Raw genomic sequence first — 25702 nt, 5'->3', positions numbered from 1 at the left:
ATGCTGATTCAATATGAGAAGGGGAACACGCTTCTTCATCGATATGATCCATTAAGCAAGCTGGTGATATTATTTTGTACCGCTGTGATAGCCATGCTGCTTGACCAGGCCTGGCAGCAGGCAGTATTCCTCCTGCTATGCATCGGACAAGCCCGATTTGCAGGCCGGGTATCGGGCAAACGGCTGCTGGGTGGGATCCGGCTGATTGCGATGGTTGCCGTGCCCTATTTCATTCTGACCAGCCTGACGGTCACAGGAGAGACGGTATGGCTGCAGTGGGGACCCATCTCCCTGACGGTGGAGGCGTTAAACGCTGCGGGCGCCATGACGCTCCGGATGTTTACCTTGTTTCTAACCTCGATGGCTTATATCTTGACGACAGATCCGAGAGAACTGGTCGCCGAATTGACCCGACGTCTTCGAATCCCTTATCGGTTTGCGTTTGGCATATCTGCTGCGCTAACCTTCATCCCGCTGTTGGAGGAAGAGGGAACTCATATTCTGGCTGCCCAGCAAGTAAGGGGCCATCGACCTCCCAGGGGCCTCGGTAACCGAGTGCGCTACGGCTTGAAGTTTGTATCGGCTGTACTGCTCAATGCGCTGCGGCGTGTGCAGCAAACGGCGGGTGCCATGGAGTCCAAAGGCTTTGGCGCGTATCCGGACCGAACGTACCGCACGGAGGTTAACATCCCATCTTGGGCGGTCATATCGGCTGTCATGTATGTACTGGCAACCGTTTTCGTGTGGTGGATTGTCTAAATTGTTAACCGATAATAATAAAAATTAGGTTGACGTTAAGGACTGAAGCATGCAAAATATGAAATGAAGCATTCGAAAGCGCTAGTACAGCCGCCCATGGCTGGAAATAAGGAGGACTACATTTGAATTCATCATCATCCCCAAAAAAATGGTTTGCTTTTACGACGCAGGAAATTATTCTGATGGCGATGCTCGCTGCCGTCAATGCTGTTCTAACTGTATACATAGGGCCGGTTAACAAGCTGCTGAACAGTCTTGGCGGACCCATCGCAACCTCGACGACGACGGGCATCTACATGGTATATGGGCTCTTGGCCTATTACATCATTCGTAAACCGGGAACGGCGGTTGTCACGTTTGCGATCGGCGGCACGATACAGGCTCTGACGGGCACGGTATACGGCATCGCTTCGTGTTTTGTGGCCGCAGGCTGCTATATGATCGTGGCAGAGACGATTTTTGCCATCTACCGCCACAAAAAGTGGAGTGCCGGCGTGCTCATGCTGGTTGGCGGCGCGATGGTACCGTTATGGTTCCTATTCGCGGCCAATATGTTCGGATATACGTCCTGGCCGCTTGAAGTGCTTGGCATCGCGCTGGTTGTGCGCATTCTGAGCGGCGTGCTTCTCTGCGGTCTGTTAACCAAAGTGTTAGGAGAGGCGTTAGTGAAGACAGGCCTGCTTCGCCGGTTTGCCGTCGCCGTGAAGGGATAGTTCCATGTCGGGAACAACGGTAACATGCCGGGAACTCGGGTTTATCTATGATGGAGAAGAGCGCCCGGTTATACAGGATCTCCATCTGGAGATCGAGCAGAACGGGTGGGTCGCTATCCTTGGGGCAAGCGGCAGCGGGAAGTCGACGCTTTGCCAGCTGCTGTGCGGACTTCTTCCACGGAGCGGCGGAGGCACAAGAACAGGGGAAGTGCTGCTGGATGGCATTGATCCTGCAGCGGCGCCGATTGCCGACGTGGCTGAGGCGGTAGGGGTATTGTTTCAGGATCCGGATGCGCAGCTCGTTCAAGGCATCGTAGAGGACGAGGCGGCCTTCGGTCCTGAAAATATGCGGGTTTCACCCGCGGAGATCGAGGAGCGGGTGGTGCACTCCCTTACGGCGGTCGAGTTGCTGGAGCGCCGGATGGATCCGGTGCGCAGCCTGTCGGGCGGACAGCGGCAGCGGACGGCCATTGCCGCGGTGCTGGCGCTGCGCCCGCGGCTCTTCGTCTTCGACGACGCCTGCGCCAGCCTGGATGCCGCGGCGCAGGCGAACTTCCTGCAGCTGTGCCATAAGCTGCAGGCGGAGGGCCGGACGCTTGTCACCGCGTCCGGCCGCTTTGACGATGTCGCGCGCGCCGCGCAGCGCGTCATCGTCCTGGATGGCGGGACCGTCGTGCTTGACGGTCCGCCGGAGGAGCTGCTGCACCGCTGCGGGGAGCAGCTGGTGCAGCTGGGCTTGCTGCCTCGGCCCGCAGGCGAGGCAGCGGGTGCGTCCGCCGGAGACAATCCTGTCCCGGCGGCGACTCCCCCGCAATTGGCTGCGCGCCATGCGGGCAAGCCGATCGCCGCAGGTGCCATGCCTGCGGCGGTACCCCATGCAGAAGGCGGTAGGGAGTCTGCCGCCTCCCCGCTGCTCGAGGTCGATTCGCTAACATTTGCCTATCCCGGGGGCCGGGAGGCGCTGTGTGATATCCATGCGAACATTTACCCCGGCGACTGGGTGCTGTTAACGGGGGAGAACGGCTCCGGCAAAACAACCCTCAGCCGTCTGATCATGGGGCTGCTGCCCGCTCCGGCAGGCAGTATACGCTGGCAAGGGGAAGATACGAAGGGAATGGCCGTCTACCGCAGAGCCGAGATGATCGGTTATGTGTTCCAGCAGCCGGAATATATGTTTACCGCCCCGAATGTATGGGAGGAGCTGATCTACAGTCTTCATGGAGGGCTGCCCATGAAGAAGCGTCCGGAGCTGTCTGCCAGCCAACAGCAACGAGCGAGGTTCCTGTTGGAGAAGGCGGGACTTGCGGATCGGCTTCAGATGTCACCCTACCTGCTCAGTCAGGGTGAGAAGCGCCTTCTGAGCATCATCAGCCAATTGATGCTGGAGAGATCGCTGTACATCCTGGACGAGCCGACCTCCGGGATGGACTATGCCGCCATCGATAAGGTGATCGAGCTGTGTCGTTTTGTCATTGGGGAAGGCTCGGCCATATTGATGATCACTCACGATCCAGAACTCATGAAGAAACATGCTACATCGTTCATTCATCTGAAGAGCGGGAAAAAGTGACTGTGCAACCTTCAAGGTAACCTTTATAATAGGAAATATTACATGATATGAAAGCGCTCCTGGTATCGGGAGGCGCTTTTTATGCTGTTGGCCCCGGGCGCACCTTATTTTCTCTATTAAGGATACATGCCAGAAACCTGTTGCAGCAGGTCTGGGATTATGCCGGGGCTGTCTAGAGTAAAGGGGACGAAGGAACGTGGGTGTATTAAAACAAGACAAACGCGGTTATATCTTGGTTGGTATTCTGTTATCCACCTTTATGGCTGCGATCGAGGGAACGGTTGTCGGTCCGGCAGGTCCGGCGATTATCAGCAGCTTCGGCAGCGTGAGTCTGATGAGCTGGATCTTTACGGCCTATCTGCTGACGATGGCTGTGACGACGCCGATCTTCGGTAAAATAAGCGATTTATATGGACGCAAGCCCGTATTTTTATACGGCTCGCTGATCTTTCTCGTAGGCTCATTACTGTGCGGCCTGTCGCAGAACATGACGCAGCTGATCATATTCAGGGCGATCCAAGGGATCGGGGCGGGCGCCGTGATTCCGGTGACCTTCACGATTGTTGGAGATATTTACAATCTGGAGGAGCGCGGTAAAATTCAGGGGATGATCAGCTCCGTATGGGGAATCTCCTCTCTGATCGGCCCGCTGCTTGGCGGTTATTTTGTCGATTACCTGTCCTGGCACTGGATCTTTGTCTTTAATGTACCGTTTGCGCTGTTATCGATATGGCTGATTTTCCGTTATTTCAAAGAGGAACGCACCATCCGCGAGGTGTCGATCGATTACGGGGGAGCGGCTCTGTTTACCGTTGGGATGACAGCGCTGCTATTTGCGCTCGCGGTAGGAGGCGGAGAGACCTATTCCTGGACTTCTCCATTCATGCTCAGTCTGATCATCGGTTCCGTGGTGCTGCTGCTTGCATTCCTGGTAGTGGAGAGCAAGGTGAAGGAGCCGATGCTGCCGCTGCATCTGTTCAAGATCAGGGATATTACGGTATCGACGGTGGCCAACATTCTGGTCAGCGCGCTTATCATCGGGTTGACCACGTATTTGCCGCTGTGGATTCAAGGCGTTCGAGGCGGCAACGCGACCTTGTCGGGACTGACATTGGCCCCGATGTCGATCGGATGGCTCATCGGTTCGATTATCAGCGGCCGTTTGATCGTTAGATCCGGTTCCCGGAAAACGGCGATTATCGGCGTCGTATTCCTAATGATCGGAGCGGTGGGGTTGGCTTATATGCATAAGGATACAGCGCTGGGCGTGCTGCTGGTCTTTACTTTCATTTATGGCGTCGGCTTCGGATACATCTCGACGTTGTTCCAGATCATTGCACAATCCTCGGTGGGTTATCAGGTTCGGGGAGCGTCCACGGCGCTGAACTCCTTCATTCGGACGTTCGGTCAGACCGTGGGCGTAGCGGTGTTCGGATTATGGGTCAACGCGGGAATTGCGGGCAGACTTGCGGCGGAGCCGGATGCTGCAGGCATTACCAGCGACGACATTAACAAATTGCTCTCTCCGCATGGAATGGCTGAACTGCCTGAAGGGTCAGGCGGTCTGCTGAGCGGAATACTGGAGGGCAGTCTGAATTCGCTGTTTGTAGTGATGGCCGTAATGGCCGTGATCTGTTTGTTTATCGTGGCCGCCTTCCGCAATGCTCCTCCTGAACCGGAGGCGGAAACGGAAGAGGCGCAGACTTCAATGAAATGATAGATAGACTCTTATTAATAAGAAGAACCCTGATTCCGAGAAGGAGGAAGGGTTCTTCTCTTTGTTTTTTCAGCCTTGCTGGCGTACGATTTGCACCTGTTCCGCATGTTTGCCCATTTTACTCAGAAGCCCAATCAGTTGATACTTCTCTTCCTCATCCAATCCACCCAGGGCATGCTGGATGTGACGTTCATGCAGGGGGTAAAGCTTCTGCATCAATTGTTCTCCGGGCGGAGTCAGCTCGGCGTAAATCACTCTTCTGTCCTCGGGACAGGGCTTGCGGCGTACATATCCTTTTTCGACGAGCTTATCAACCACATAGGTTACGTTTCCGCTCTGCAGGAGCAGCTGTGCCCCGATCTGCTGGATGGGCTGGCGGCCTTTATAGAACAGTACTTCCATTACGGCAAATGAAGTTGGATTAAAGCCTTCGATTTTACTGCCATTCACGACATGTTCGTTGACGCTCTTGAATGACTTGGCAAACACCCGATACAGGTGCATAGCAAGCTGTGTATCGCGTTCATGTGACACCTTCATACATTCTCCCGCCTTTGATATGGACTCATGTCCTGAATTACTTCAAATCTAAGATTACGCTGAAATGAATAAATTCAACATGTGATTTGTCACAATGCAGCCGAAACATTTTCATTCTCCGGCTCCGTATCAACTACACCTCCAGCCCGATACGCCTTCTGAACGCCGATTTTATAATGAAATTATTCAGATGGGATGAAAAGGGTGGGGAACATGAATCAAGCACAAACCGTGGAATCAGAGGGATTAAAACCGCTGCTGCGCAATCGGAACTATATGTTATTGATGGGATCTCAGTTGGTGTCCAACATGGGAGAGTGGCTGTATATCATTGCGCTCTTGACGCTTGTCGGATTGAAATGGCAGGCCGCGCCCTGGGAAATAACGGCGATGACATTATGCATGGCCATTCCCGTCTTGATTGGCGGCCCTGTGGCAGGATGGATCGGTGACCGGTATGACCGCAAAAAAATCATGGTGATATCGGACGGGGTCAGAGTTTTTATCTTGATTGGGGTTTTGTTTGCAGGCAATCTAATACAAATTTATATACTGCTGATCGTTAAAGGCCTGATGGATGTCCTGTTCTCTCCTGCCAAGAGCGGCAAGATTAAAGAGATCGTAGACCCGAAGCACATCGATCAGGCGGTGACGATCAGTTCATCGATCGAGCAGTTGTCCAAGATCATCGGGCCGTCCTTGGGCGGTTTATTACTGGCGTTGTTCGGCATTCAGTTATGCTTCATTATCGATGCCGGCGCTTTTGTCGTATCGGCACTGTTTCTGCTTGGCGTGCCGGGTCGGAAGCAGCTTAAGCAGAAAGGATTGACCGGTGAGTCGCCAAATGAAGGGCGTAGTGGACATGACGGACGAAAAAAATCCTTCTTCAAGGAAATCGGGGAAGGGGTGCAGCTGATCTATGGCATACCGCTGCTGCTGGGAGGCGTCGTTACGATATGCGCAGTAGTACTGGTGCTGCAGATGGCTGATTCTCAGATTGTAACCTTGTTCCGGTTGATTCCGAATATATCAGAAGATCTGCTTGGTTACTGTATTTCCGCCAGCGGCCTGGGCACGTTGATCGCAGCTATGTTTGTCCGCAAGTTGAGCTGGAGCACGCTTGCCAAGATGGGAATAGGCGCTGCCGCAGCGGGTTTGGTGTTTGCCGTATGTGCCGTAGTCGTCGTGACCGAAATGCCGCATCTGCTGCAGAGCGTGGTGCTGTTCGGATCCTTCTTTCTGGCGGGTGCAGGCGGAGGCTTCGTGCTTGTACCGTTCCAGATGCTGCTGATGAAGAGGACCCCGGAGCATATGACGAGCCGCGTATTCGGAACGGTCAATAGTCTTACCAGCGGTGCGGCGATCATCGGACCTACGCTCGGCGGCGCTCTCGTTACAGGCCTGGGACCTGTGCCGACTTATATCGTTGCAGGGCTTGGAACTGCTGCAGTGGGTGCCGTGCTGCTGCTGTTCAAAGGCAGAATCGAACGGAAGGATGAAGCCTCTGCCACAGGGAATGGAGTCCATAGGGTCCCTGAAACTTCTACGATGTAATGTAAGAGTATTTCACTAAATGCAACGAATCCCCGTCCATCTGCGTAATACTGAGAATAGGATTAATGGATGGGGTGTTAAGATGCATAAGATTCAAGAGAATGGACTTGAGCCCGAGCCGGTGCTGAAGGTGGATATTCAGCAGGCGGGTTACGAACCAGGTCGCCCACGGATACGGGATATATCGTTTCAAGTGGTACCCGGCGAACTGCTGGGGTTGATCGGACCGAATGGAGCCGGAAAAAGCACGACCATTAAAACGGTGCTGGGGCTGCTTAAAGATAGTAAAGCCGACGTCTTTATTGCAGGCCATCCTCCCCGATATGCTTACGTTCCCGAGCAGCCGGTGTTTTACGAGGAATTGACGCTATGGGAGCATCTGGATTTGGCAGCTGCCGCATTTGGAATGGATGATGAACATTTCGAAGCACAGGCTGATCAGCTTCTCCGTCAGTTTGGAATGGAGTCGGTGCGCAATGAACTGCCAGGAGGCTTCTCCAAAGGAATGAAGCAGAAGATGATGCTGATGATCGGCTTTCTCTCCAAGCCAGACGTCTATATTGTAGATGAACCGTTTATCGGATTGGATCCCCGGGCCACCCGAGATTTTTTGAATCTGCTGCTTGAGGAGAGACGCCGGGGAGCCGGTGTATTGATGTCTACCCATGTGCTGGATACCGCAGAGAAAATTTGCGATCGCTTTGTGCTCATATCCGGCGGCCGGATTGCTTCGGAGGGCACGTTGGATCAAATCCGCCAGGCCGCTGATCTTCCCGGCGCATCGTTGTTTGATTGCTTCGATGCGCTGACATGAGGGAGGTGATGGATATGGATCGATCCTATCATTTTAGCCATCCGGGCGCCCTCTTTTGGCGAAGGGTAACTGCTCATTGGAAGAATCAACGCGATAATCTGGCAACCGTGGTCGACTGGACCGTGATGCTGTACATCATTGTTCCGGGTCTGCTGCTGGGAGGCGGGCTCTACCGCGAGTTATGGACGAGCCCGCTTCCCGGATGGGCACAGTTCTTCCCGCTGCAGGCGGTGGTAGGCATCCTGCTCTTTATGTTCTCCGGCAGAGTTCTGCTGTTCCTTGAAGAGGCTGACGTGTTGTTTCTTCGGCAGCAGGGGGGATGGATGAAGGGCTTAATGATCAGAGGCATGGTATACAGCCATACGGTCTCAGCGATCAAGGGATTGGTCGTTACAGTGCTTGCGCTGCCAATCCTGGTCAGGGAACATGGGATAACCGGTATTGTTCTGGTGACCTTGCTGATGATTACAGCTGTATGCGCCTGGTGCGCGAATCTATTAACCGCTATGATTCGTTCCAGCTATAAAGGCTGGCGGAAACATGTGCTGACTTATATCGTACGCTGGCTCTCATTCGGACTGCTGGCGCTGCTTGTTACATTTTGGCTTGAGTCCTACGTTGTACTATGGGCAGCTTCCTTGATTCTGCTCTTGGTGCTGTTTCTTCTTAGCCGCAAGCGTCTTGCCATGCAAGGGACCTTCATCGCAGATGCGCGTGAGGATGCGAAGACAAGGATCCAGTTGACGGAGAAGCTGCTCATTCAAGCTGTCGGTAAACCTCCCAGCGTACGAAGTAAAACCTGGTTTATGCGCAAGTCCGGCCGGTTGTTCAAAGGTACGGCGGAGAAGAGGCTTGCCGATGCGGGGTTAAAGGCGATTTTGCGCCACTCTGAGAGCTTATTATTATATATTCAGATTACGCTGGTCGGCATCCTGGCCGTCTGGCTGCCGCCGCCGATCATCAAAATCATCGTATATCTTGCTCTGGTATTGATGATGTCATATTGGCTGAATACAAGGTGGGCATTGTTCGCCAAAGCCGAATTTATGCAGGTGCTCCCGTTTACGAATCAGCAGCATCGTTCGGCTGGTGTTCTCGCGGTCCGAACCTTACTCGCTCTTCCCGCCTTTCTTTATTCGCTCATGACAGGGCTAACGCTTTTACAAGGGGGAATGGGATGGCTCGCCGCGCTTGTATTGACTGTGCTGGCTGTCATGGTCGCGCCCTCGCTCATGTCCTGGCCGGTCTACAAGGAGGAGAGACACCCGCAAGAATAATAAAAAGCGCGCTGGAATGCTCCAATGGATGGGGCATACAGCGCGCTTTATTTAAGATATCAGAAAGTATAAACTTCGAAGCTTGTGACTTCATGATATCGCAAGAAAAACTTCCTCTAACTGCGGTCTGTCATCTGTGAGAGTACGTCGATAGACGTTTTTCTTATTATTTGTTTATCACTGCGGCTTCGGCTGCATGCTTGCCTGCCGTATAACCGGTTGCAAAAGCGGCCGTAATATTGTAACCGCCGGTGTATCCGTGAATATCCAGAATTTCACCACAGAAGAAGAGCCCGGGCATCAGTTTGGATTCCATGCTTTTGGGTTGGACTTCCTTGAGGCTGACGCCGCCGCCTGTCACGAAGGCCTCCTTCAGCGAACGGGTGCCCGAAGCGCGGAACGTGAACTTTTTTAGAATGGAGGCAAAGGTTGTCAGCGCCGTTTTGGAGATACCGCTGCAGATCATGTCGCTGTCGATGGACGTCTTGGATAGCAGCAGGGGGATCATTCGTTCCGGGAGCATGCCTTTGAGCATGTTTTTGATGCTCTTTCTTGGCTCATCCTCCAGTCGACCTTTGAGCTCGGCCTCAAGCTCCGATTGGGAGCGGTCGGGGAACATATCGATGCCCATGTCCACATTCACGATATCAAACCTCCGCTGCACCTGGCGGATGAACTGACTGCAGCGCAGCGCGATCGGACCGGACAATCCGAAATGGGTGAACAGCATATCTCCCCGGTGGGCAATCACTTTTTTTCCTTTCGGATTCCAGACGGACAGCTCAACATCCCGCAGTGACAAGCCCTGCAGTTCTTTAGAGGCAATAAAAGGCTCGGTAGAGACGATAGGCACTTCAGTTGGATACAGCTCCGTGATGGTATGTCCTGCCGCCTCAGCCCATGGATAGCCGTCCCCCGTGGAACCGGTTTGAGGCACGGATTGTCCGCCCGTTGCAATAATCACACAGGAAGACTTGATTACTTCCCCGGATTTCAGTTCGACCCCGGCCGTCCGGCCGTTCGCATAGAGAACGCTCTTCACCGGACTGTTTGTCCGGATACCGGTACCAAGCTCCTTCACTTTGCCAATCAAGGCATTCACAACGCTCGAGGCTTTATCCGTCACAGGAAACATGCGCCCGTTGTCCTCTTCTTTGAGGCGAATGCCAAGCCCCTCAAAAAAAGACATGATATCTTTGTTGTTCCAATGCTGAAAAGCACTATATAAGAAACGGCCGTTTCCCGGGATGTTGGCAATCAATTCATCCTGTTCTTTGGCATTCGTCACATTGCATCTTCCGCCGCCCGATATGCCAAGTTTACGGCCCAGTTTATCTCCTTTGTCGATTAGCAGAACGGAAGCCCCTCTTTCCCCTGCAGCAACGCAGGACATCAATCCGGAAGGTCCGCCGCCGACGACAATAATATCATAATCAAGCATGTTTGCTCATAGCTCCTTTGGGGGTATATCAATTAATAGATGAATCTTATTATATAGGATATTTGCGAATTATCCCAAACCTCATGAAAAGGACACAGGATGGAGTTTCCCCAGACTTCGAATGAGAAATTACAATATATTGTAATATGATGTCGCCTATGCTTTAATCAGAAATATTAGATGCGTTGTCCAATTGAGGTGATCGATCGCTGTGCTGAGCCTATGGAAAGATATTTTGCTGCAAGTTTTGCTGTCTGGTACACTCATCTTTCATCTGCCGCTTCTCCTCGACAGACATCTAAAGTGCCTGAACAAGAAGAATCCGGATGATCTGCTTCGATTTCGCCAACATATTGTCATTGCATGCGGAATCAGTACTGTATTATGCGTCTTGATCTCGGCTATGAACGATTATTACGTTCCGATCCATCTTGGCGTAATCCCGTTATTTTTAGGCATATTATATGGAAGTCGGCGTTCAGGTCTATGTCTTGCAGCTATATATATCACAAGCTATGGGCTGATGAACGGCTGGTCCACGATCGGCCTCATTCTGTATATGCTGGTTCTAGGGTACTCGCTATTACCCTGGATTACCTCCAATTTCAAGAAAGGCTCCATGACCGAAAAGATTTGTTGGCTGTGGAGCGCGCTTATTCCGGCTATGCTGATTATTGTAGCCTCCCACGCGATTGAAGGAAAGGTTAACCAGGATGCTTTGAATCCGGATACGATTCTGGTAACCATTCTGTATATGCTGATCGGTATTTTTTATTCTGGAATGATTGTGTACTGGATCGAATTAACATGTGAGCGCCTAGGTGCAGGTCAATACGATGTGAAGGTCAAAGAGTGGTCATCTTTAACAAAAATGATGGAGATGATTCCTTTAGGAATGGTTGCGGTGGATCGAAGCGGCAATATCATCGCCTTTAATCAACCGCTTATCCGCAGCTTTCGAAACGTCTTTCCTAATCTGACGACCAAGGATGTCATCGACAGACCATTATTTGACTTATTGGACGGCATGATTCAAAAGGAGCATCTGCGCAGCCGGTTTCATAGAGCTATGGATGGAATCGAAAGCACCGGCGAGATTATGCGAAGCGCTACCCGGGTGTATTCCACCGGCATCTATCCACTTATACATAATGGGAACGGAGACATCTTGGGTGCGGTAGGAGTTATGGAAGACATTACGGAGCTGGAGAGGCTTCGCACGGAATTTATGAATGTAGAGCGTTTAAGCTTGGTTGGCCAAATGGCGGCAAGTATTACCCATGAGATTCGCAATCCGATGGCTGTCGTGCGCGGATTTTTGCAGCTGATGCAGGAGAAGAGTCCTGATACGCTGGACCATTATTACCGGATTGTCATGGAGGAGCTTGATCGGGCCAACGGTATCATCAGCGATTTTTTATCCCTCGCCCAAAACCGGGTGGCAGAAAAAGAAGAGTGTCACCTTCATGACATTATCCATGAGCTCAATCCGCTCTTGTGGGCCGACGCGAATTTGCGCGGACAGAGCATTGAGCTGAAACTCGGAACCGAAATTCCCCATCTGTACCTGAATACCAAGGAAATGAAACAGCTGATTCTGAATTTATGCCGAAACGGGATGGAGGCTATGGACGATAAGGGAACGTTGACGATTGAAACTCGGATGGAAGGAGACCGGGCGCAGCTGTACGTTGCGGATACCGGAATCGGCATCTCGGAGAATGAGCTGGAGCGCTTGTTTGAACCATTCTTTACGACGAAGAGTAAGGGAACGGGGCTTGGACTCGCCCTGTGCATGAGCATTGTACAGCGTCATCATGGAACCATTGATGTGAAGTCGAAGCTTGGCGAGGGAACGGTTTTCATTATTTCTTTTCCTCTTCACTCGTACCCGCAAGGTTTGCCGGAAACCCAGAGCGCTGCCGCTTTCGAATAAACGGATTGGTAATTAGGCATCATAAGGCAGAGCTTAGGGTAAAGGAGGGATTCGGATGAGTAAAAATGATTCCAAGCAACAGGAGCAGCAGGAGCGTGAAAACAAAGATCGCCGTGGTGAGCCCATCGTTGACAAGAAAAAAGATGGGGTAAACTATCCTGCTACCTAGTTCAACCAATGGAACATGAAAAACGGGCGGTATCCTATTTTGTGATGCTGCTCGTTTTGTATTTTCTTGCTTTCACTCTTTAGGATTGTATAATATAGATATCGATGAGCTGTTATAATTCGAACAATCTTGTTTATATAAGGAGTGAAGAGTTATGGGTATGTCTTTTGACCGATATATGCGCGATATGGTTCAACCGATGCGGGATGAGCTGACCAGCTTGGGAATCAAGGAACTGACAACACCTGAAGAGGTAGAGGAAGTTCTTCCTACAGCGAAAGGTACAACGCTGGTCGTTGTAAACTCCGTATGTGGCTGCGCAGCAGGGCAAGCGCGTCCTGGTGTAGCCATAGCGCTTGAGAACCAGGTGAAGCCGGATCAATTGTTTACCGTGTTCGCCGGACAGGATAAGGAAGCAACGGCTAAAGCGCGTGAGTATTTTGCTCCGTATCCTCCATCCTCCCCATCGATTGCTCTGTTGAAGGACGGGGAATTGGTGCACTTTATTGAGCGTCATCAAGTGGAGAATCGTTCTGCAGAAGAAATCGCGGCGGATTTGACCGACGCATTCAATCGCTACTGCCAGTAATCCGGCAGTTACATAGGCCCCGAAGCATTCGGCATATTCCGAAGCCGCGGGGCTTTTGTTATAGATATAGAATTTATAAGTTATCTAGCTACGCTGATGAAATTCTATATCGCAAGAAAAACTTCCGCTAAATGCGGTCTGTCTTCTGAGAAAGTACGTCGATAGACGTTTTTCTTTTATCAATGAAGTACTTCAGAAAGAGAGAACATACTGAAAGGAGTCATATATCATGAGCCTACAAGAACAAATTATCGCAGAGCTGGGTGTTAAACCTACCATTAATGTGGAGGAAGAGGTTCGCAAGCGCGTTGACTTTCTGAAAACCTATGTAAAGAACTCGGGCACTTCCGGACTGCTGATCGCCATTAGCGGCGGGATTGATTCGGCCGTGGCTGCCGGTCTGTGCAAGCGGGCCACCGATGAACTCACGGAGGAGATTGGCAAGGAATACAAGACACTCGGGGTGTTCCAGCCATACGGCGAGCAGGCTGATATTTCAGACAGCTATGCGACAGCAAATGCCTTCGATTTGAAACATACCGTCGAGACGAATATCGAGGAAACGGTGAACGAAATAGCTTTGGAGGTTGAGCATGGCCTGAAAAATATCGGGGTCCATAAGCATATGAGTATTCCGGGTAAAGGCAATGTGAAGGCCAGAGTGCGTATGGTGGTACAATATGCGCTGGCATTCGAGCAGAATTTGATCGTGGTCGGTACGGATCATGCTTCCGAGGCGATTACCGGCTTCTATACCAAGTGGGGCGATGGAGCAGTGGACATTACGCCGCTGAGTTCCCTGAACAAGCGTCAGGTTCGTATGCTTGCATCCTATTTAGGAGTTCCGAAATCGATTCTGGATAAAGCCCCTTCTGCCGGCCTTTGGGAAGGTCAAACAGACGAGAAAGAGCTCGGAATCAGCTACGAGGATAACAGCGATTACCTGGAAGGTAAGACGATTGATCCTGATGTTCAGCAGAAACTCGAGAGTTATTACGTCAAAACCGCACACAAGCGCAATACGATTCCAGGCATCTAACATACGAATATCCAGGCAACCAGCCTTCCGGTGGAATAACCTCCGGAAGGCTAGTTTATTTAGCGCGGCACTAGGTATATATGATATTGTAGGTCGGTTTGAGAACGCCGTTGGCATATTGCTTCATATCGACCAGTTCGAGTTTTAGCCGCGGTTTGACACTGCCGAACAACGGAACCCCGTCACCAACCATTACCGGGTTTACCTTTAATACAAGCTGATCGATCAGTTGATGCTGAAGCAGGCTTCCTGCCAATTCCCCACCGCCGCACAGCCATAGCTTGCCGTCTGTCTGTTGTTTAAGATTATGGATGTACGGGATGGCGTCCTCCTTGACTAATTCAACTTCTTCATTGGATTCGAATTCTAATGAGCGTGAGAATATATAATGCTTGAGTCCTTTGTAACCAGGCTCTCCTGGCTTAGCCCCCATCTTAAATCCAAACTCATACGTTTTACCGCCCATCAGCACAGCCTCAAACTCCTGGATTTCTGCCAAGAAGTCCGGAACATGCTCTCCATCGAATAAAAAGAGAGTTCGGTCGATCCTTCCATCCATCATGGCTTGATCGGCGATAAAATAGTCAAGCGAAACAGCCACGTGATAAATCAATGAGCCCATAATATGGTTCCCCTTTCACCATGCTATTTTGTACAGTCTATATAGATGAAATTTGAAATACAACAAATTTATTTAATTCATGTTGTTGTAACACCGTTGGTCTCGCGTTGACGTACATCGACTGATACAATAAGTAAGTGTATATTTTTTGGACAGGAAGACTGGATCCATGAAGGAGAGCGGACGATTGTGATCTACGGAATCGGACATGATGTGCTGGACATGAAGCGAATGGAGATGTTGATGACAGGCCCGCATGGAGAAAGATTCATGAAGCGCGTGCTTACGCAGGGTGAGCAGGTCATTGCCGCCGGTAAGGGGGCGAAACGGACGGAGTTTGTTGCCGGGCGCTTTGCTGCCAAAGAGGCGATATCCAAAGCCTTTGGCTCCGGAATTGGAGGTATAATCGGGTTCCGCGACATAGAAGTGCTGCCGGGTGTTCTTGGCAGGCCTGAGACTCGACTATCCCAGGAAGCCTGGGATCGCCTCGGAATGGAGGAGTCCGCACATTATGCGATTCATTTGACGATTTCGCATCAGACCACGCTGGCTTCCGCTTTCGCCGTGGTTGAGAAGATAAAGTAAGGTTGACGAAGGAGATTACTTATAGATGCATAATACGGAACACAAACAATACTTCAGCCAAGAGCTGCTGGATTGGTATGAGATCAACAAAAGGGATTTGCCATGGCGCCGGCATCGTGATCCCTACTATATATGGGTATCTGAAATTATGCTGCAGCAGACCCGGGTGGACACGGTAATCCCATATTTCCACCGGTTTATCGAGCGGTTTCCAACGATTCAGTCGCTTGCGGATGCGCCGGAGGACGATGTGTTGAAGTGCTGGGAGGGCCTTGGCTATTATTCCCGGGCACGCAACCTACAGGCTGCCGCAAGGCAGGTGACAGAGCAGTATGGGGGCGTTATGCCGAGCGGCAAAGATGAAGTGTCGGGACTTAAAGGCATTGGTCCATATACCTCGGGTGCCATTCGCAGCATTGCATTCAATATTCCTGCCGCAGCAGTGGACGGTAACGTCATGCGTGTGCTGTCCCGCTATTTTTTGATTGAAGAAGATATTATGAAAGTGAAGACCCGCACCAAGATGGAGGAGCTGGTGCTGACGCTGGTTCCGGATGGGCGAGCATCGGATTTCACTCAGGCGTTGATGGAACTGGGGGCGTTGATCTGTACGCCGAAGTCCCCCAAATGTCTGGTATGCCCTGTGATGGAGCATTGTACAGCACGGTTTGAGGGCAAAGAGGAGTCCCTTCCTATTAAGACGAAGGCCAAGCCGCCACGTCCTGAATACCGCCTCACGGCCATTGTAGAAGGCACTGGCGTGCACGAAGGGAAGATTCTGATCCGCAAGCGTCCATCCACCGGTTTATTGGCAGGGATGTGGGAGCTGCCACATGTGATCGTGTCGACTGAGGGGAGCGGCGTACCGGCCGTGATGTCCGAGGAGACGGCGATGAGCCGCTTGCGTCATGCCTTGCTGGAGGAAGGAGTTCCGATCCTGCCGATGGGCCATGTGATGGACGCCGAGCATACCTTTAGCCATATTCAATGGCATATGGGCGTGTACCGCTGTAAATGGCAGGATGTGCCGCCGGAAGCCCTGGAAGTAGCAGAGAGTGCAGCGGCATATGAGACAGGCGAAGAGAGCTTTCGCTGGATTCACGTTCATGACATGGAACGCTACGCATTTCCGAATGTGTTCATTCGGATTCTGAACTCGTATTTCTCATCTTAAAGCCGTATTTCCCTTGCAATGGGAGAATGTTGAAACGGCTTGTAAGGAGTAGTGAAGATTTTGCATAGCTGGAAGAATGCGCTTCTTTACATTTTTGGCATCGGGGTTTCCAATCTGGGAAACTGGATCTATCTGGTAGCGATTAATTTGCTTGTGCTGCATATGACAGGTTCTCCTGCGGCAGTGGCTGGATTGTTTATCATCCGGCCGCTCGCAACCCTGTTTACCAACTCCTGGGCGGGCAGTATTATTGACCGGGCAAATAAGCGCAGGCTTATGATCACCACCGATGTGATCCGGGGGGCTTTGATTGCCCTTATCCCCTTCATGTCCTCGGTTTGGGGCATCTACTGTATCATGTTTCTGATTAACGTTGCGGGGGCTTTCTTCGGGCCTACGTCCATGACATATATAACGAAGCTGATCCCGGCAGAGGAACGAAAGCGGTTCAACGCATGGTCCAGCTTTACGACATCCGGCGCGGTGCTGCTTGGACCCGCTATATCCGGTCTATTGATCGCTTATACGGACATTCGGATCAGCATCTTCATCAATGCCGTATCTTTCTTCATCTGCGCACTTGTCATTTACTTCCTTCCCGATGTGGATGGAAAGGAAAGCGCAGGCAATGGGCGGGATGCCATCACAATGAAGACACTGCTTCAGGACTGGGCTGCGGTTATTGATTTCGGAAAAGCGGCGAAGTATTTTATGCTTGTATACTCGTTATTTCAATCTGCCATGCTGCTAGGCTTCGCGCTCGATTCCCAAGAGGCAACCTTTATTAAACAGGTGTTGCTCCTCGGCGACGAGGATTACGGACTACTCGTCAGCGTAGCCGGAGCTGGGTATTTGGCCGGCTCAGCGGCTGCGTCTCTAACTGTCAAATGGCTATCATTGCGCATGTTTATCGGGGCTGGTGTGCTTCTATCGAGTGCCGGGTATATGATCTTCTATGCCGCATCCGGCCTCCTGACGGCCGTTATCGGCTTTATCGCGTTTGGTTTCTTCTCTTCGTATGCGAATGCGGGATATACTACCTTTTTTCAAAATCAGGTGCCTATTGATCTGATGGGGCGCTTTACGAGCGTGACCCGCTTATTGGAAGGGATGCTGCAGATTCTCTTAACACTTCTGCTCGGTTTTGCCGCCGATGCCTGGCCGCTGCAGGCCGTATGCCTGATCGGTGCAGGTGCAGCCGTCCTGATCTCGGTCATTCTGCTGGTGGTCATCTATGCACCATCCAAGGTCCGCCATTATGAGTCAGGCTCTGCAGCAGCGGTAAATAACACGTAACAGCATGATATAGATATAGAGAAAGGCTGCTTTCGCAGTAGACAGGGTCTACAGCTGAAAGCAGCCTTTTTTGGTATGATATCGGTTTTTAGTTAAGCGATATTATTTCGCGTTATCGTAACGTTTGCCGACTTCTTCCCAGTTCACTACATTCCAGAATGCGGAGATGTAATCAGGGCGTTTGTTTTGATATTTCAGGTAGTAAGCATGCTCCCAAACGTCCAGGCCGAGGAGAGGTGTTTGACCTTCCATGATCGGGCTGTCTTGGTTCGGTGTGCTGGTTACTGCCAGTTTGCCGTCTTTAACAACGAGCCAAGCCCAGCCGCTGCCGAAACGGGTTGTAGCCGCTTTTGCGAAATCTTCTTTGAATTTATCAAAGCCGCCCAGTTCACTGTTGATGGCATCAGCCAAAGCGCCAGTCGGTTGTCCGCCGCCGTTTGGTCCGATAACTTCCCAGAACAGGGAGTGGTTAGCATGGCCGCCGCCGTTGTTGCGAACCGCTGTGCGGATGCTTTCCGGTACAGCGTCAAGGTTAGAGATCAGATCCTCAAGGGATTTGCCTTGAAGCTCAGGAGCGTTCTCAAGAGCAGCGTTCAAGTTGGTTACGTAGGTATTATGGTGGCGATCATGGTGGATCTCCATCGTTTGTGCGTCGATATGAGGCTCGAGCGCGTCGTTTGCGTAAGGAAGTGCTGGTAATTGAAATGCCATAGTAAAAAACCTCCTGTAAATTTAGTTTTTGGTTATGATGAAAGGGTCTTCCTTCATCAGGAAGTCTTTATCATCCCGGAGACGTAATATGTAATCCGGCTACACTACATATATTAAACCGTTTTGGGTGATTAAATCAACTTTTATGTTTGAAAAGTCCGAGAGGGCTGATTTATTGCATGAACGAAAGTTGTGACATCGAAAATTAATGGAAAACTTTTCTGTGAAATTTGTCGTTATATATATAGTCTTGAACAAATCTATGATCGAAACGTCGATATAGAAGGGATATGTCGAGGTAGAAAGGAGTCGGTACATAACATGAATAGTACAAAGCTCAGAGTGACTGCCATTCTGATGGCTGCCATTCTGGCTGCGGCACCGCAAGTGGAAGCTGCAGCAACTAAGACACAGCCATCGCAAATCACGAAGTCGACTGCACAGAAGGGTGCAGCTCTGGCCTGGAGCGTGCAGCTTGGGAACAACGTCACAGCAAAGCTTGACCATGCCGACGTATGGCAGCAGACCGGCACGAATGTGGCGGTATTTACACTGACTTATAAAAACGGGGGGAAAAGCGCAGCGCGCCTGGTATCTTATTTTCCCAAGGTGGTGCTTCCCGGCGGTTCCGTGACGGCGGCCAATCCCATATCCAAGGATCTGGCCAAGAAGAAGGTAGAGCCCGGGCAAAGCCTGAGTGTAACCTACTATGCGAAGACCGAGAGCAGCTCATTGTCCGGCATGAAGCTGGTGATGGACGTATGGAATCCGCAAGTCAAAGGCTACCTGCAGCGTGTCGGAACGTACAGAATGCCCGCCAATTATACAGCAGCCGTACCATCTGGTTCGAGCTCCAAGCTGAATCTGGGCGGCACTCCGGTTACCGTACAGGCTGAATCACTGGAGATCATCAAGTATGACGGCAAAGTCATCGCCAAAGTCGGGATGTATATGACGAACCATGGTGGAAAGGTATGGAATGATCGGGGGTTCGAACCGTATTTGGCGACGGCAAGTGGCAGTTCGTTCCTTCTGCGTCATGAGGCAGGGGCTGAGGGTGTGCCTGTTCAGCCGAAAGAAAAGAAACTGGTTTATTACATAACAGAAGTTCCCTCTTATCTTAAAACGACCGGTTTGCATTTCCTGTGGACCGAAAACGATGAAACGCTGAAGCTGTCATTGCCGGTCGCATCCTTCAAGCTACCTGCGGCAACAGCTCCAAAGTGGGATGTTGCGGCGGGCGCGGCCAAGAAGTTGACCATCAAGGGGATTCCGGTCGATGCCAGAATCCTCCAAGCTTCGCTGCGTGCCTCAGGGGGGCAGGGCATATGGAATATCGAGATGGCCTTCAAGAATAAAGGAAAAAAATCGGTGGAGGTTCCGGCCTACGAATTTGCGATTAAAGCATCCGAAGGCTCCTTTCATCCTTACACTCCGGATAACAAAGCGGGTTTGACGCTGCGTCCCGGGGAAGAGAAAACGATGGTGATGGAAATAACGCTCCCGCTAGATCTCAAGCAGGACCGATTGAAGCTGCAAATGATCGGGACATCTGGACCAGCCAGCTCATCTAAACCGCCGGCGAGCTCGGGTGAACCGGCCGGTGAGCCGACCACCGAGGTCCAGGAGTCATTGACCCTGCCGATTGCATACTTTGCCATCCCTTATCAAACGGAACGCAAATCATCTATCGGTGTGGAGTACGACGCGCAGACAGCCAAAGGATTTGCGTACACGCTGGAATCCATCCAGCGCCTGCCATGGCAGGATCAGGATCTGATCGTTGCAAAGCTGCGCCTGCGGAATACGCAGGAATCCAAATCGCTGCCGCTGCCTGAGCTTAAAGTGAACGTCACAGCGGACGAAAAAACAAGTCTGGCTGGTTCGGAGGTTATTGCGGAGGAGCAGGGTTCCCTGATTTCCCCGGGGTCATCAACCGAGGTATATGTCATGGCCCGGATCCCGTATACCAAGGATATCCGTTCGCTTCGCTTCGAGCTGTTTACGCAGCAGGATACGGCCAAAACGTCGTTCCTTACCATGACCACGTCCGGCATGACGCAGTCGATCAGCACTTTGGAGAAAGGGAAGCCGTATACCGTTACCGCGATTGGTAAGCGCGCAGAGGCGCAGGAACGGCGGACGGTCATCTATGAAGGTGTGGACTCCGATATTGTCTATTCCGAGTTCTTGCTGACCAGCAATGAACAGCGCCGCGTCCAAGCAGCGGTGCTGAAGGGGTATTTCCAAAGCACGGATGGAAAGATCTATGAAGCGGAAACCATTCAGCCTGAAGCCTCGCTTCAGCCGGGGTCCAAGCAGTCGATTGTCTTTTGGGCCAGAGTACCGAAGGGGGCTGCAAGCGAACTGGGGCTTGCTCTGGGTACGGCGATGACCGGAGGCAAGTTTGCTGAAACGGGTAAAGATGCTACCGGCGTCATGGGCATGAAAAAATTGATGCTGAATCCGATCAGACCTGCCATAAGCTCCGGACTGACAAACCTCGATTGGTATCCTTACCACGTTTCGGTTACGAAAGCGGTAGGACATCTGCAGGAAGGCAGCTCATCCATTCCGCTGAATATCACGATTGATGTAAAACGCAGCGAGAGCATCATTGCGGCGGACTCCGGCCACAAGCTGATTTTAATCATCAAGGATAACCTCGGGCAGACACAGGAGCGCACGCTCACGCCAGGAACCGATATCCAGGTCCCAGGCACCCGGTCGATGTCGATCGAGCTGTCGGATGAGCAATACAAAAAACTTCGAGGCGGCTGGTTTAACTTGACCCTGGTGGATGAATTCCAGGATGAGCGGATCACGCTGGGCAGTCAAAGCTACAATCTGATATTCACACCTACAGCAGTTCCTGACGAGGAGAGTTAAATTAAGAACCGGAAAGGAATAGCGAACATGTTGCGTTTGGAGAATGTATCGCACAGCTTTAAGAACGGTAACGAAGTATTAAAAGTGCTCCATAATATCCAGTTCGAAGTCCAGAAGGGAGAGATGATTGCCCTGCTGGGCAGCTCCGGGTCGGGCAAGTCCACGCTGCTCAACTTGATGGCAGGACTGATGAAGCCGACGGAAGGCCATATTTATATTGCCGATCAGGATATTGTCAAGTACGGGGAAAACAAGCTTGCTGTCTTCCGGCGCAAGCATATCGGCTTTATTTTTCAGGCCTATGAACTGATCCCGACGCTCACGATTCGTGAAAACGTGGAGCTTCCCCTGGTCTTTCAATCCGTTTCTCCGTCCAAGCGCCGGAAGAAAGCGATGGAGCTTCTGGAGATGACGGGGATCGGCGATAAGGCTTCACTATACCCGTCCCAACTGTCAGGCGGACAGCAGCAGCGCGTTAGTATTGCGCGCTCGTTGATTACCGAGCCTTCCGTCATTTTTGCGGACGAGCCGACGGGTAACCTGGACACCAAAACGGAAGAGGAAATTATCCGAATCATGATGGCGCTGAACGAGTCCATGAAAACGACATTTGTCATCGTTACTCACGAGATGGAAGTCGCTGCCCAAATGAAAAAAACGATTATGCTCCGTGACGGTTATCTGGTTCAGCCGGAGGACTATACAACGCCAGCAGCAGGTCAACGGGGGCCAAACGGCCCCTCGTCCCTGCCTGGGGTCCCGGTTCATACGGAGGGGGCAGGTGAGGTCAGCTGATAATTTTAGACAGCATACGGCTGGCATGGGGACAGATTAAACGTCGTAAAGTGGTGACAGCCCTGTGCATGACTGGTATTTCGATTGGATGCGCGGCTATTATCGTAGCGATCAGCATTGGGAACGGCGCCCAGAATTATTTGGAGACGGAAATTATAGGCGGCATGAAGCTTGACGAGATTACGGTGACTCCACAGGGCTCAAGCGGGCAAGGAGAAGGCAGCGGCCCCGCGGCCGGAGCTGACCGGGGATTGCTAACGGATGATAAAGTTCAGGTGATTCAGGGCTTTGATCATGTCAAATCCGTTATAGCCACCAAGCAGCTCGGGTATTTTAGAGCCATTTCGTCCGACAACCTGATAAACGACGGCTTCAATGTCGTGGCCGTGGACCTGTCAAAGCTCAAAGAGCAGGGTAACAGGTTCAAGGAAGGTGGCGCGCTTGAACAGATTGGTGCCATGGTGCTCAATTACGGAGCAACAACCGGATGGAAGGATGCAGAGACGAGCGAAAGATTGATGAATATGATAAATACCGATCCCAATAACCCGAAGCTATGGGAAGAATATCAGATGTATGAGAGCACCGTTTCGGAGATGAACGGTAAAAATATTCAGCTGGAGTCGATGAACGCAGACAAGAAACAGCTTAGCCCACAGCTTTATGTTGGCGGCGTGCTGGATGTGCCTTCGGGGAGAGATGCCCAGTTTGCGTTCTACGATCGTCAGGCCTATATTTCCTTTGACACGGCGGAATGGCTAACAAACAGTTTGAACCTGCAAAATGGGACAACTTCGAAACAGCGAGTATACGATAGTCTAACCATCAAAGTGGATGATCTGCAGAATATTAAACCGCTTGAGGATTTAATCTCAAAACTTGCGCTGAATGCGAGCGACAATCTGGCCATGCGTGATCAGGTCGCTTCCCAATTGGATACATTCAAAGCGATCGCTCTCGGCATAGGCGTATTTATACTGTTATTGGCCTCGATATCAATCATCGTAGCCATGACGATGTCTACGCATCAGCGCCGTAGGCAAATCGGCATTATGAAGGTCCTTGGGGCGAATATGCCGCAAATCCGCAACATGTTCATCGTAGAAGCCAGCCTGCTCGGTTTGCTTGGTGGATTGCTTGGCATCGTATTCGCATTTTTGATCATCAAGGGACTGAATTCATTCATTATGGCTTCGGCGGGCATGTCAGGGCTGCAAATTGCGGTTACGTTGGAGACGCTGCCCATCGGCATCGCATTCGCTGTGATGACCGGAATCTTCTCGGGGATCTATCCGGCGATCAGCGCAGCAAGAACGAATGCACTTCTGGCCATCAAGCGGGATTAGGATAATGAGCATCGGAAAGGAAGCTAAATCGGTATGATAAAAAAAATCATAAAATGGACGGTTATCGTTGCCGTGCTGGGCTTGGTGGGATATTGGGGATACGGACAGGTCAAACCGAAAGAACCCGAGATTCCCATGATGGAAGAGCCGCAGGTCATCACATTTCCCGTAACGGAGGAAACCATCGTCTCGACCGTGCAGGTCAAGGGAACATCCGAATACGGGCGGGAGACCAATGTGTACGCACCTTTTGAAGCGAAAGTGGAGTCCTGGAACGTTGAGAACGGTCAGCAGATCAAGAAAGGCGATGCGCTTTTTAAATTAGAGCAAACGGCCATTCGCCAGCAGCTTCAGCAGAAGGAAGCCGAGCTGCAGAAGCGGAAGCTGGAGAAGGAACTGAAGGAGTTTACGTTAAATCAGGACCTCGATAGCGCCCCGACTTTAGCAACGGAGGCCGAACGCCTTAAAGTGCTGGCAGATCAGGAAAATGCTCGGCTGAGCAGTCAACTGGACGAGGTTACTAACGATATTGAGCGCCAGACGATGGCCGACTTGAATGACAGGCTGAAGAAAGCTACATACTTATCACCAGCAGCAGGCCTGTTTCTGTTCGACCCGACACAGCAGCGGCCGCAATCGGTGACGGCGAACCAGTATATCGGCAAAATCGTCGACCTGGATTCTCTTCGATTAGTGGCATTTGTCGGGGAAAACGATATATTCAGCATTAAGCCGGACATGGCGGTTGAGGTTAAGATGCCGTCCATCAAAGATCTAAAGCTGAAGGGAAAGGTGCTGGAAGTAGCTAAATTCGCCGAGACGACGGCCCAGGAGAAACAAACTTCCCAGACACCACAGTTTAAGGTGATCATCTCGCTGCCGAAGGAAGATCGTTTAATCGGCGGCCTGACGCTGAACGGAGACATTGTAACCAAACGGAAGGATAAGGCGGTTGTAGTTCCTAAACTTGCCGTTATGACGGACGGAGGCGCCTCCTATGTCATGGTGGACAAGGGAGGCGGCCAGATTGAACGGCAGGATATCGAGACCGGCTTGCAGACGCTGGATAAAGTCGAGGTTTTGTCAGGGCTGAAAGTGGGCGACACCGTCGTTCTCCAGTAAGTAAATATCATGATCAAAAAACACAGCGTTCCTCAGAGGCACATAGCCGAGAGGACGCTGTTGTTTTTTACTACATGTCTTTATCCTCGGTGGAACTAGAGAACGTTGGTTATTTTATCGAAGTATAAATCTCAAATAAGAAAGAAAACCGTTGGAAATTAATGGGTCTATTTTAACAGTGAGATAATGGTTTAGCAGCAGGAAACAAACCTAGCATTCAACAAAAAAATGGAATTTTATCCAGCTAAAATGATGAAAACGCTTCCTATAAAGCGCTTTCAGAAGAAAACTCGTGAATTTACGAGAAAGATGTGGTTTAATGGACAAGGAAAGAGGATTTTCGGGTTTTTTGTAGTAATATAAATGTCAGGTTTGCGTAAACGGAATACTAGATTTTTGTAAACCGGGTAAACCGCATCATGCTAACGAAAAGGGAGATTTTGAAATGCATGTTCGTTCCTTTCAGTTGAGTGACTGTAACCCCGTAACCGAGCTACTTCAGATTGCTTTATCGGAAGAATGCTACGAAAACACGATGGAGCCCTTCTCCAGGCAGCTAGCTTGGGATTCCGATCTGATTATGGTAGCTGAAGAAAACGGTGAAATCGTTGGTGCCTTAATCGGTACGATCGAACGCAATCATGGTTGTTATTACCGCATTGCCATTCATCCCGACTATCGTAGAAAAGGGATTGGCAAATCTTTGATTTCGGCAATGGAACAGCGTTTTCAATCACGGAAAGTCAGTCGGATTATGGTAGCCGGAGACGAGCACAACACCGCAGCCATGCCATTTTATGAAGCCATGGGATACGGTGCCAGCCAAATCCTGCGGTCGTTCCAGAAGCTCAGTATCCTTGGTCAATAGTCGTAATGACAAAAGCGGTACATACGAGCGACGCAAACGGCGGCTTTAAGCTTCGACAGAGATAAGAAACGACATTTTTTCGATATGAAGCATATCTTTCAGCCGTTGCAAATGGGTGGGAGATATGCTTTTCTATTAATGTACCTTTTTTTGAAGGTGCCGCCTTCGTTTTCCGG

General features: G+C 51.0%; 22 protein-coding genes. 18 read left to right on the top strand and 4 right to left on the bottom strand.

Annotation, left to right across the window (positions count from 1 at the left end):
- The 4 genes from AB4124_RS25690 to AB4124_RS25675 all read left to right on the top strand — a co-directional run bounded on the left by AB4124_RS25690 (position 1) and on the right by AB4124_RS25675 (position 4759).
- Positions 1-759, top strand: a complete 759-nt coding sequence (locus tag AB4124_RS25690) for an energy-coupling factor transporter transmembrane component T family protein (protein WP_441974595.1) — start codon at positions 1-3, stop codon at positions 757-759.
- Between the two features lie 122 nt (positions 760-881).
- Positions 882-1472 carry an ECF transporter S component gene (locus AB4124_RS25685; RefSeq protein ID WP_372238824.1) on the top strand — a complete coding sequence of 197 codons (591 nt, stop codon included), beginning with the start codon at positions 882-884 and terminating at the stop codon, positions 1470-1472.
- Positions 1473-1476: 4 nt separating this feature from the next.
- The gene (locus tag AB4124_RS25680) at positions 1477-3042 is read left to right on the top strand and encodes an ABC transporter ATP-binding protein (RefSeq protein ID WP_441974594.1); all 1566 of its coding nucleotides are present in this window, start codon (positions 1477-1479) and stop codon (positions 3040-3042) included.
- Between the two features lie 196 nt (positions 3043-3238).
- The gene (locus AB4124_RS25675; protein ID WP_441974593.1) at positions 3239-4759 is read left to right on the top strand and encodes an MDR family MFS transporter; all 1521 of its coding nucleotides are present in this window, start codon (positions 3239-3241) and stop codon (positions 4757-4759) included.
- 69 nt (positions 4760-4828) lie between these two features.
- Here AB4124_RS25675 and AB4124_RS25670 read toward each other — a convergent pair whose 3' ends face one another.
- Entirely contained in the window at positions 4829-5299 is a 471-nt protein-coding gene (locus tag AB4124_RS25670) for a MarR family winged helix-turn-helix transcriptional regulator (protein ID WP_076325923.1), read from the bottom strand.
- Positions 5300-5512: 213 nt separating this feature from the next.
- Here AB4124_RS25670 and AB4124_RS25665 point away from each other — a divergent pair, with 213 nt between their 5' ends.
- The 3 genes from AB4124_RS25665 (at position 5513) to AB4124_RS25655 (ending at position 8944) form a co-directional block, all read left to right on the top strand.
- Complete coding sequence (locus AB4124_RS25665) at positions 5513-6853, top strand: MFS transporter (protein ID WP_430111083.1); 1341 nt, start codon at positions 5513-5515, stop codon at positions 6851-6853.
- Positions 6854-6935: 82 nt separating this feature from the next.
- Positions 6936-7667, top strand: coding sequence for an ABC transporter ATP-binding protein (locus AB4124_RS25660; RefSeq protein WP_339270322.1), 732 nt, complete (start codon positions 6936-6938; stop codon positions 7665-7667).
- A gap of 14 nt (positions 7668-7681) precedes the next feature.
- The gene (locus AB4124_RS25655) at positions 7682-8944 is read left to right on the top strand and encodes an ABC transporter permease (RefSeq protein WP_441974592.1); all 1263 of its coding nucleotides are present in this window, start codon (positions 7682-7684) and stop codon (positions 8942-8944) included.
- Positions 8945-9110: 166 nt separating this feature from the next.
- Here the strand turns inward: AB4124_RS25655 and AB4124_RS25650 are convergent, their stop codons facing one another.
- Positions 9111-10385 carry an NAD(P)/FAD-dependent oxidoreductase gene (locus tag AB4124_RS25650; RefSeq protein WP_441974591.1) on the bottom strand — a complete coding sequence of 425 codons (1275 nt, stop codon included), beginning with the start codon at positions 10383-10385 and terminating at the stop codon, positions 9111-9113.
- Positions 10386-10596: 211 nt separating this feature from the next.
- Between AB4124_RS25650 and AB4124_RS25645 the strand changes: the two genes are divergently transcribed.
- The 3 genes from AB4124_RS25645 (at position 10597) to nadE (ending at position 14118) form a co-directional block, all read left to right on the top strand.
- Positions 10597-12321, top strand: coding sequence for a two-component system sensor histidine kinase NtrB (locus AB4124_RS25645; protein WP_441974590.1), 1725 nt, complete (start codon positions 10597-10599; stop codon positions 12319-12321).
- Between the two features lie 323 nt (positions 12322-12644).
- Positions 12645-13079, top strand: coding sequence for a BrxA/BrxB family bacilliredoxin (locus AB4124_RS25640; protein WP_076325917.1), 435 nt, complete (start codon positions 12645-12647; stop codon positions 13077-13079).
- Positions 13080-13308: 229 nt separating this feature from the next.
- Positions 13309-14118 carry an ammonia-dependent NAD(+) synthetase gene (nadE, locus tag AB4124_RS25635; protein WP_441974589.1) on the top strand — a complete coding sequence of 270 codons (810 nt, stop codon included), beginning with the start codon at positions 13309-13311 and terminating at the stop codon, positions 14116-14118.
- Positions 14119-14188: 70 nt separating this feature from the next.
- Here nadE and AB4124_RS25630 read toward each other — a convergent pair whose 3' ends face one another.
- The gene (locus AB4124_RS25630; protein ID WP_339270330.1) at positions 14189-14740 is read right to left on the bottom strand and encodes a dihydrofolate reductase family protein; all 552 of its coding nucleotides are present in this window, start codon (positions 14738-14740) and stop codon (positions 14189-14191) included.
- A 189-nt stretch (positions 14741-14929) separates the two neighbouring features.
- On the opposite strand from AB4124_RS25630, the gene acpS reads away from it, so the two are divergent.
- The 3 genes from acpS to AB4124_RS25615 are packed head-to-tail and all read left to right on the top strand — an operon-like array spanning position 14930 to position 17795.
- Positions 14930-15325 (top strand): holo-ACP synthase, encoded by a 396-nt coding sequence (acpS, locus tag AB4124_RS25625; protein WP_076325914.1) that lies wholly within the window; start codon positions 14930-14932, stop codon positions 15323-15325.
- Positions 15326-15350: 25 nt separating this feature from the next.
- Positions 15351-16499, top strand: a complete 1149-nt coding sequence (gene mutY / locus AB4124_RS25620; RefSeq protein WP_379414523.1) for an A/G-specific adenine glycosylase — start codon at positions 15351-15353, stop codon at positions 16497-16499.
- A gap of 60 nt (positions 16500-16559) precedes the next feature.
- Positions 16560-17795 carry an MFS transporter gene (locus AB4124_RS25615; protein WP_076325912.1) on the top strand — a complete coding sequence of 412 codons (1236 nt, stop codon included), beginning with the start codon at positions 16560-16562 and terminating at the stop codon, positions 17793-17795.
- A 102-nt stretch (positions 17796-17897) separates the two neighbouring features.
- Here the strand turns inward: AB4124_RS25615 and AB4124_RS25610 are convergent, their stop codons facing one another.
- Positions 17898-18506: a superoxide dismutase gene (locus tag AB4124_RS25610; RefSeq protein ID WP_339270336.1), complete on the bottom strand. Its 609-nt coding sequence runs from the start codon at positions 18504-18506 to the stop codon at positions 17898-17900.
- Between the two features lie 321 nt (positions 18507-18827).
- Between AB4124_RS25610 and AB4124_RS25605 the strand changes: the two genes are divergently transcribed.
- From AB4124_RS25605 to AB4124_RS25585, 5 genes are all read left to right on the top strand, one after another.
- Positions 18828-21395 (top strand): hypothetical protein, encoded by a 2568-nt coding sequence (locus AB4124_RS25605; protein ID WP_441974588.1) that lies wholly within the window; start codon positions 18828-18830, stop codon positions 21393-21395.
- Positions 21396-21422: 27 nt separating this feature from the next.
- Positions 21423-22190, top strand: a complete 768-nt coding sequence (locus AB4124_RS25600) for an ABC transporter ATP-binding protein (protein WP_053490009.1) — start codon at positions 21423-21425, stop codon at positions 22188-22190.
- 68 nt (positions 22191-22258) lie between these two features.
- The gene (locus tag AB4124_RS25595) at positions 22259-23536 is read left to right on the top strand and encodes an ABC transporter permease (RefSeq protein ID WP_441974587.1); all 1278 of its coding nucleotides are present in this window, start codon (positions 22259-22261) and stop codon (positions 23534-23536) included.
- 33 nt (positions 23537-23569) lie between these two features.
- Entirely contained in the window at positions 23570-24658 is a 1089-nt protein-coding gene (locus tag AB4124_RS25590) for an efflux RND transporter periplasmic adaptor subunit (RefSeq protein WP_379414526.1), read from the top strand.
- Between the two features lie 445 nt (positions 24659-25103).
- Positions 25104-25526 carry a GNAT family N-acetyltransferase gene (locus AB4124_RS25585; protein WP_430111105.1) on the top strand — a complete coding sequence of 141 codons (423 nt, stop codon included), beginning with the start codon at positions 25104-25106 and terminating at the stop codon, positions 25524-25526.
- Positions 25527-25702 lie beyond the last annotated feature (176 nt).

This window comes from Paenibacillus sp. 2KB_20, assembly GCF_052115765.1.
Classification (GTDB): domain Bacteria; phylum Bacillota; class Bacilli; order Paenibacillales; family Paenibacillaceae; genus Paenibacillus_AQ.
This window is presented reverse-complemented; position numbering and strand designations above follow the sequence as displayed.